Source organism: Aquidulcibacter sp. (assembly GCF_049239865.1).
In the GTDB taxonomy this organism is placed as follows: Bacteria; Pseudomonadota; Alphaproteobacteria; order Caulobacterales; family Aquidulcibacteraceae; genus Aquidulcibacter.
This window is the reverse complement of sequence record NZ_JBMLTR010000223.1, coordinates 1-6,686: the sequence shown is the minus strand read 5'-3', so window position 1 is coordinate 6,686 and position 6,686 is coordinate 1. Positions and strand designations below refer to the sequence as shown.

At 55.7% G+C, this 6,686-nt stretch carries 6 protein-coding genes; 1 reads left to right on the top strand and 5 read right to left on the bottom strand.

The window, feature by feature from the left end; translation table 11 throughout:
- Positions 1–24 precede the first annotated feature (24 nt).
- Positions 25–1,215 carry an acyl-CoA dehydrogenase family protein gene (locus ACOVRA_RS16670; protein ID WP_421721271.1) on the bottom strand — a complete coding sequence of 397 codons (1,191 nt, stop codon included), beginning with the start codon at positions 1,213–1,215 and terminating at the stop codon, positions 25–27.
- A gap of 287 nt (positions 1,216–1,502) precedes the next feature.
- Between ACOVRA_RS16670 and ACOVRA_RS16665 the strand changes: the two genes are divergently transcribed.
- Positions 1,503–2,633, top strand: coding sequence for an acyltransferase family protein (locus ACOVRA_RS16665; protein ID WP_421721270.1), 1,131 nt, complete (start codon positions 1,503–1,505; stop codon positions 2,631–2,633).
- A 20-nt stretch (positions 2,634–2,653) separates the two neighbouring features.
- Here ACOVRA_RS16665 and dxs read toward each other — a convergent pair whose 3' ends face one another.
- From dxs to ACOVRA_RS16645, 4 genes are all read right to left on the bottom strand, one after another.
- Positions 2,654–4,573 (bottom strand): 1-deoxy-D-xylulose-5-phosphate synthase, encoded by a 1,920-nt coding sequence (gene dxs / locus ACOVRA_RS16660; RefSeq protein ID WP_421721269.1) that lies wholly within the window; start codon positions 4,571–4,573, stop codon positions 2,654–2,656.
- Positions 4,574–4,637: 64 nt separating this feature from the next.
- The gene (locus ACOVRA_RS16655; RefSeq protein ID WP_421721268.1) at positions 4,638–5,534 is read right to left on the bottom strand and encodes a polyprenyl synthetase family protein; all 897 of its coding nucleotides are present in this window, start codon (positions 5,532–5,534) and stop codon (positions 4,638–4,640) included.
- A gap of 11 nt (positions 5,535–5,545) precedes the next feature.
- Positions 5,546–5,800, bottom strand: coding sequence for an exodeoxyribonuclease VII small subunit (locus ACOVRA_RS16650; RefSeq protein WP_421721267.1), 255 nt, complete (start codon positions 5,798–5,800; stop codon positions 5,546–5,548).
- Positions 5,801–5,866: 66 nt separating this feature from the next.
- Positions 5,867–6,526 carry a histidine phosphatase family protein gene (locus ACOVRA_RS16645; protein WP_421721266.1) on the bottom strand — a complete coding sequence of 220 codons (660 nt, stop codon included), beginning with the start codon at positions 6,524–6,526 and terminating at the stop codon, positions 5,867–5,869.
- Between the last annotated feature and the right edge of the window lie 160 nt (positions 6,527–6,686).

Sequence of the window (6,686 nt, the reverse complement as noted above, 5' to 3'; positions counted from 1 at the left end):
TTGTCCGATAAAGTCGGGAAGAGATTACAGCCCCAAGACCATCTTGGCGATGATGTTGCGCTGGATTTCGTTTGACCCGCCATAGATGGAGGTTTTGCGCATGTTGAAATAGTTCGGCGAGGTCCAGTGGGCATAATCTGGGCCAACGCCCATATTGTCGCTTTCGTCGCGGAAGCCACGCACGTAAGGGGCGGCGTAATTGCCAACCGCTTCCATGGCGAGTTCGGTCAAGCGCTGTTGGATTTCGGTGCCCTTGATCTTTAGGATTGAGGATTCAGGGCCGGGACCTTTGCCAGCTTGTTCGCGGGCCAAGGTGCGCAGTTCGGTGATTTCCAACGTGGTGAGATCAATTTCGAGCTCAGCGATCTTGCGCGAGAATTCTGGATCCTCGATCAGGCTTGCGCCGTCCATAGTCTCCGCACGGGCCAATTCCTTCAAGCGCTTGACGCCGACTTTCGATCGCGCGACGCCAGCAATGCCAGAACGCTCATGCGCCAGCAGGAATTTCGCGCAGGTCCAGCCCATGTTTTCTTGGCCAACCAGATTGGCGACAGGCACGCGGACGTTTTCCAGCCAGACTTCATTGACTTCATGGCCGCCATCAATCGTGATGATAGGGCGGACCGTGATGCCGGGGGTCTTCATGTCGATCAGCAAGAAGGAAATGCCCTCTTGTGGCTTGCCGTCTTGCTTGGTGCGCACCAAAAAGAAGCCCCAATCGGCATGCTGGGCCAAAGTGGTCCACGTCTTTTGGCCATTGACGATGTAGAAGTCGCCATCGCGCTCTGCCTTGGTCTTGAGGCTTGCCAAATCCGAACCAGAGCCTGGCTCTGAATAGCCTTGGCACCACCATTCCTCACCCTTCAGGATGGGCGGCAAGAAGCGGTCTTTTTGCTCTTGCGTGCCGAAGGTGTAAATCACGGGTGCGACCATGTTGATGCCGAAGGGCAAAATGGGGATGGTTTGGGCACGGGCCAATTCTTCGCCAAAGATATAGCGCTGGGTTGGGCCCCAACCTGGGCCGCCATATTGGGTTGGCCAAGCTGGCGCAGACCAGCCGCGCGCGCCCAAAATCCGGTGCCATTCTAAGAAGTCTTCTTTGCCCATGTCGTCACGGTCGGCAAAGGCCCGCAGACGCGCTGGGTAGTTTTCTTCGATGAAGGTGCGAATTTCGTTGCGAAAGGCAATATCTTCATCGGTATAAGCAAGGTTCATTGGACGCTCCCGTTTAGCGCATCCTTCTCGCCGGATGCTGCCACTTAGGTGTGATCATAGTGCGAAGCGCCGTGGGATCAAGCAGAATTCGCCATGATCCGCATGACCTTAACGCAAACGTCAGCTATAATTTGCAGGCACTTCAAACTGCATCGCGGAAACGTGACCCCATCGACAGGTGAAAGCATCCTGTGCCACCTTTTTGTGCCATGCATTCTATGCAACCAAGGCCGCCTGCCCGTGACCCTTCGGCGTCGCTTAACCTGACTTTTTGAGACTTGTTGCCAATGTCTTTACCAGCCAACCGCCTCATTTCACTGGATGTTTTTCGCGGGGCCACAATTGGCGCGATGGTACTGGTCAATAATCCGGGGACGTGGAGCGCGATCTATCCACCTTTGGAACATGCAGCGTGGCACGGCTGGACCTTTACTGACACCATCTTCCCATTTTTCATCTTCATTATGGGCATTGCCATCCCGATTGCGCTCGAACGTCGCCGTGCCGCGGGCCAAGCGGGCTTTGACCTTTACTTGCAACTGGCACGCCGCACCGCAGCGCTATTCGGATTGGGACTCTTTCTGGCGCTCTTCCCGTTTTATAATTGGATGAAGGGGGATTGGATCCATTTGGGCGATATGCGGATCATGGGCGTGTTGCAACGCTTGGCACTCTGCTTCTTCTTTGCCTCTGTCCTCTTTTTATGGCTCCGCCCACGGGGGCTCCTGATCGCTGCCTTTGCGCTCTTGTTCGGCTATTGGGGGCTGATGATGTGGGGTGGGCGGGGCGACCTTAGCCCGGAAGGCAATTTCTCTGGCTTGATTGATCGTATGATTTTGGGGCCACATATGTGGAAGGGCTCCCCTTATTGTGATCCAGAGGGCCTGCTCTCCACCCTGCCCTCGATTGCGACGTGCTTGTTTGGGGTGTTGACCGGGCAATTGATCCAGTCGCCAAAATCCAACGATGCCAAAGTGGCAGAAATGTTGGTATGGGGCTTTGTGCTGTTGACGCTGGGCTGGATGTGGGGCGGTGTTTTCCCCATCAATAAGGGGATTTGGACCTCTTCTTATGCCCTCTTCATGTCCGGCATGGCGATGTGCGTTTTGGGCGTGTGCTATTGGCTGATCGACATCAAGGGCAGCAATTGGTGGACCAAACCGTTTGTGATCTTTGGCGTCAATGCGCTGGCGCTGTTCGTCGGCTCTGGCATGTTAGGGCGTGTCCTCAATATGGTACCGGGCAGCACTGGCCCCGACGGTAAGCTCATCTCGCTTAAAGTCACAATTTATGAAGGCGTTTTTGCGCCCTTGGCCAGCCCAATGAACGCTTCGCTTCTCTTTGCCATTTGCTTCATTGGCTTGTGGCTATTCTTGATGTGGCTGCTTTACCGGAAGAACATCTTCATCAAGGTCTAGGCTACAACATCGAGCGGGCGTTAAGCCCGCAAGCCGCCATCGCTGACTTTGGCGTCACGGCCCAAAGTCTGCAGCACCGTCTGCACGATCCCTTCAGCATCGAGGCCGGCCAGGCGATATTGCAGCTCTGGCTTGTCATGCTCTTGGAACACGTCCGGCAAAGTCAGGGTGCGTACTTTCAGGCCACGATCTAACAGACCGTCCGCGGCGAGGAAATGCAGCACAAAGGCCCCAAAGCCCCCAACTGAGCCCTCTTCAATCGTGATCAACACCTCATGATGGCGCGCCAATTGGCGGATCAAATCATGGTCCAACGGCTTGGCAAAGCGCGCATCGGCAACGGTCGTTGGCAGGCCCATGGCGGCAAGCTGGTCTGCAGCCATCAGGCTTTCGGTCAAGCGGGTGCCAAAGGACAGGATGGCGACTTTACCGCCCTCGCGCACGATACGGCCTTTACCGATCTCTAGCGCCGTCAGGATCTGCGGGATTTCAACGCCAACGCCCTCACCGCGTGGATAACGGAAAGCACTGGGTCGATCGTCGATTGCGGCAGCGGTTGCCGTCATCAAGGCCAGCTCGGCCTCATCGGCAGCAGCCATTAGGACCATGCCGGGCAAAGCCCCCATAAAGCCGATATCAAAAGTACCGGCATGGGTCTGACCATCCGCGCCGACAAGGCCTGCGCGGTCCATCGCAAAGCGTACCGGCAAGGACTGGATCGCCACATCATGGACAACTTGGTCATAACCGCGCTGAAGGAAGGTGGAATAGATCGCGGCAAAGGGCTTCATGCCATCGGCAGCGAGGCCCGCCGCAAACGTCACCGCATGTTGCTCGGCAATGCCGACATCATAGGTCCGGCCTGGAAACGCTTTGCCAAATACATCCAGACCCGTGCCAGAAGGCATGGCGGCGGTGATGGCGACAATCTTGTCATCTGCTTCGGCCAGTTTCACCAAAGCATCGGCAAACACGCGCGTATAGCTTGGCGCGTTGGGTTTTGCTTTGGCCTGTTCGCCCGTGACGACATTGAATTTGACGACGCCGTGATATTTGTCGTCGGCCGCTTCAGCTGGCAAATAGCCTTTGCCTTTTTGCGTTACGACATGGACGAGCACGGGGCGGTCTTCGATCTTCTTGGCGTTTTCTAGCACATGCACCAAGGCTTCAAGATCGTGGCCATCGATTGGGCCGACGTAATAGAAGCCAAGCTCTTCGAAGAAAGTGCCGCCCGTTGCCATCCCACGGGCAAATTCTTCAGCCTTACGGGCGGCTTCTTGCAAAGGCTTTGGGAAGACCGACGCCGCTTGCTTGCCGACTTTGCGCAAGGTGCGATAACCGGTGCCAGAGACAAGGCGCGCCAGATAATGGCTCATGCCGCCAACTGGGGGCGCAATCGACATATCATTATCGTTCAGGATGACGATTAAGCGCTTACTGGTCTCGGCGGCTTTGTTCATGGCCTCATAGGCCATGCCGGCCGTGATAGATCCGTCGCCAATCACGGCGACCACAACATTGTCGCCACCCTGCAAATCCCGGCTCGCACAGAATCCTAGAGCCGCCGAGATGGAGGTTGCAGCATGGGCTGCCCCAAACGGGTCATATTCGCTCTCAGTCCGCTTGGTGAAGCCAGAAAGGCCGCCACCTTGGCGCAGGGTGCGAATACGGTCGCGCCGACCTGTCAAAATCTTATGCGGATAGGCCTGATGGCCAACGTCCCAGATGAGAATATCCTTGGGCGTGTCTAAGACATGATGCAAAGCGACGGTGAGTTCAACAACGCCAAGACCCGCACCGAGGTGACCGCCCGTTACCGAAACCGCATCAATTGTCTCATTGCGCAAATCATCGGCAACTTCGCGCAATTCGCCAATATTGAGACCCTTGAGGTCTTTGGGAGACTTAATCTTATCGAGTGCAGGCGTAAAAGGCGGCATCTGTTTCTATTCTTATTGAGTCAAACAGAGCGGCTTTGCTCTATTCTAGTCTGTGTTAGCGGGCTTATGCACGACGTTGCGTAATCGTGTCGATGATTTCGTTCAGATAATGGGCCCGCGCGCCAAACATGGATAGATGCGCACGCGCTTGGTCTGCCAGTAACGTAACCCGCTGTTTGGCGCCATCAAGGCCTAAAAGGCTCACAAATGTGGCTTTTCCTCTGCCTGCATCTTTGCCTACCGCTTTGCCGACTTCTTCGGTGCTGCCTTCAGCGTCCAAAATGTCATCTGTGATTTGGAACGCCAGCCCTAAATCGTGCGCATAGGCCGACAAAGCGTGTCTGGCTTCATCGCTGGCGCGACCCATCAAAGCCCCCACTTCAACCGCATAAGTGATCAACATACCGGTTTTGAGGCGCTGCATCCGGGTGACAGCGGCAATATCATCGCCCAATTCCTCAGCAATCATATCCATCATCTGCCCGCCGACCATGCCGCGCGCGCCAGACGCCTCGGCCAAACGTCCAACCAAGGCAATGCGGATATTCGGGTCTGTATGGGTTTGGGGATCGGCCAGAATCTCAAACGCAATGGTCAAGAGCGCATCGCCGGCCAAAACAGCCGTCGCTTCATCATAAGCGATATGAACAGTTGGTCTGCCACGGCGTAAGTCGTCGTCGTCCATGCACGGCAAATCGTCATGGATCAGCGAATAGGTGTGGATGCATTCCAGCGCTGCTGCAACGCGTAACAAGCACCGCTCATCCACGCCAAATAGGCGGCCGGTTTCGAGTACCAGAAACGGGCGCAAGCGCTTGCCGCCACCCAGAGCGGCATAGCGCATCGCACTCATCAATCGGGCTTCAGGGCCCTGCACACGGGGAATCAACGTGTCGAGAGCAACCGTGATCCGGTCAGCTGTTTCTTCGAGTCGTTTTTCGAGATCGACCGCTAGGTCCATGCCCTTAGACCTTATCCAATGCGCGCAGCTTCAAGGCTAACACCTTGTGGGCTCTCAACAATTTGATCGACACGCATTTGGGCGCGTTTGAGGCGATCTTCGCAATGTGCTTTCAGAAGGGCACCACGCTCATAGAGGCTGATGGAGTCTTCCAAGCTGGCCTGACCAGATTCCAACTTGGCGACCAAGGCCTCCAGTTCTTCTAGGGCAGCCTCGAAACTCAACTCTGCGATTGCGGCCTGCATGGTTTCTGGTTCAACCGACATTACGACATCCCTCTATCGATTTCTTCCTAGACTGTGCAACGCCCATGGGCAACGAGGCAATCAGATTTAATGCGGCTTAGGCCGATAGACCCGGTGCGACCAGTGCGAGTCCCGCCCGTCATAGACGCAGACCCAGCCGTTCGCCAACAAATGCGGCCGCATCATGCGATTGAACCAACCATGCGCCAAAAGCCCGACACTTCCAGACTTTTGCGCCTCCTCGATCAGCCACTCCGCGGCCTTTTTCGCCCGTATTTCAGCTTCTTCTCGGCTCTCTTGACCACGATGATTCCCAAAGAACCATGTGATACGTGAAATCACGCCCCAAAAGCGCGGTCTGAACAGGATGAAATCTGGCAAGGCAGGCGGTGGCAAAGGGGCTTCGACGAACTGCGGATCGACAATGAGTTCGCGACCGGGTGCCGCCATCGCTGCAGTTTCAAGCGCGCGGCGCAAACTGGATGAGACAATGGTTTTGCAGGCCTGCAAGGCTTGGATCAGCCCATTAGGCACCACTTGATCTGCGGCGAGGCCACCCGCATCATACTGGGCCCACCAATCCAGATATTGAGTTGCATTAATCCAGATATGCCGATTCAAGGCCGGTCTGCCGTGACGCGCAATCACGATCATTGGCGTATCGCTTGACGCAACAGGCGGTGCTGGCCGTGGCGCAACACGGGAGTCTGCCTGTGATCCTAGATCATCCAATTTGGTTTCAAACACCCGCTATTTCGCCCCCAGAGCGTGGTTTGTAGTTTTGTAATGTCTGTACATGCGCCAAAACACATGCCGCTAAAGCCTGCAAGTGGTAGCCGCCCTCAAGAGTCGATACAAGTTTTCCCTGCGAGACGTCCAGTAATCGTTCAGTGATCCAGCGATAATC